Raw genomic sequence first — 1,981 nt, forward strand, 5'->3', positions numbered from 1 at the left:
CAGAAAAATAACTTACCACCTTAGAGCTGCACTGGGGAAATTAAGTATCTAGTGCCGTGTAAACGACGTTATCGTAAAAGAAGCCATTGCATTTAGTGATGGGAATCTGGGTGGAACCACGGGTAAAAGCACACTCGTCCCTATTTTAGGGATGAGTGTGCTTTTTATTATGAAATGGAGAGATGAAAAATGAAAGAACAGATGATTGAAATTAAATTTCCAGATGGTAGCGTTAAAGAATTTGTGAAAGGCATTACTTTAGAAGAAATTGCTGGTTCGATTAGTAGTAGCTTGAAAAAGAAAGCAGTCGCAGGAAAAGTTAATGAGCAGTCTTTTGATTTACGACGAAACATTGAAGAGAATGCAGAAGTAGAAATTATTACTATTGACTCAAATGAAGGTGTAGAAATTGCAAGACACTCTGCGGCACATATATTAGCGCAAGCTGTGAAAAGAATTTATGGTGATGTGAAGCTTGGAGTAGGGCCAGTTATTGAGAATGGATTTTATTATGATATGGATCTTCAAAGTAGTGTAAATGTAGAAGATTTACCGAAAATAGAAAAAGAAATGAAAAATATTATAAATGAAAATGTAAAGATAGAACGAGTTGAAATCTCTCGAGAAGAAGCAAAAAAACTGTTTCAAGAAATGAATGATAGTTTGAAATTAGAGCTTTTAGAAGCAATTCCTAATGAGGAAAGTGTAACACTTTATAAACAAGGTGAATTTGTAGATTTATGTAGAGGACCACATTTGCCATCTACTGGTTATCTGAAAGCATTTCAATTAACTCATGTTTCTGGTGCATATTGGCGAGGTGATAGTAACAATCAAGTGCTTCAGCGTATATACGGTGTGGCATTTGCTTCACAAAAAGAATTAGAAAATTATTTGCATTTTGTTGAAGAGGCTGCGAAGAGAAATCATCGGAAATTAGGTAGTGAACTTGAATTGTTTATGTTTTCGGAAGAGGCTCCGGGAATGCCGTTTTACTTGCCAAAAGGACAGATTATTCGCAATGAATTAGAAGCATTTTTAAGAAAAATTCAAAATGAGTACAATTATCAAGAAGTGCGTACTCCATTTATGATGAATCAAGAATTATGGGAGAAGTCAGGACACTGGGGACATTACAAAGACAATATGTATTTCTCAGAAGTAGATCATAAAAGTTTTGCATTAAAACCGATGAACTGCCCAGGCCATATGCTTATGTTTAAAAATAAATTACATTCTTATCGTGAATTACCGATTCGTATGTGTGAGTTCGGTCAAGTGCATCGACATGAATTTAGTGGCGCTTTAAACGGATTATTAAGAGTTCGTACTTTCTGCCAAGATGATGCTCATTTATTTGTAACACCAGAACAAATTGAAGATGAAATCAAATCAGTAATGGCGCAAATTGATTACGTATATAAAACTTTTGGATTTGAGTATGAAGTAGAGCTTTCTACTCGTCCAGAAGATTCAATGGGTGATGATAAATTATGGGAGCAAGCAGAAGCAGCATTAGCAAATGTATTACAATCATTAAATTATAAATATAGATTAAATGAAGGTGATGGTGCATTTTACGGACCGAAAATTGATTTCCATATTAAAGATGCTTTAAATAGAAGTCATCAGTGCGGAACAATCCAGCTTGATTTCCAAATGCCAGAGAAATTTGATTTAAATTATATAGATGAGAATAATGAAAAGAGAAGACCAGTTGTCATTCACCGAGCAGTTTTAGGATCTTTAGATCGGTTCTTAGCAATATTAATTGAGCACTTTGGAGGCGCGTTCCCAGCGTGGGTGGCACCGGTTCAAGTGAAAGTAATTCCAGTTTCAAATGCAGTGCATGAACAATACGCAAATAGGATTGCAGATAAATTAGCACAAGCCGGAATTCGTGTCGAACGAGATATACGAGATGAAAAGTTAGGATATAAAATTAGAGAAGCGCAAATGCAAAAAGTTCCTTATGTTCTTG

1 protein-coding gene is annotated in these 1,981 nt (G+C 35.2%); it reads left to right on the forward strand.

Annotated features, from left to right (window positions below):
* Positions 1 to 189: 189 nt before the first annotated feature.
* Positions 190 to 1,981 (forward strand): threonine--tRNA ligase (thrS, locus tag AC1DTM_RS24225; RefSeq protein ID WP_477001082.1); only part of this gene is annotated, 1,792 nt, incomplete at its 3' end.

Source organism: Bacillus sp. P4_D3, from assembly GCF_056401855.1.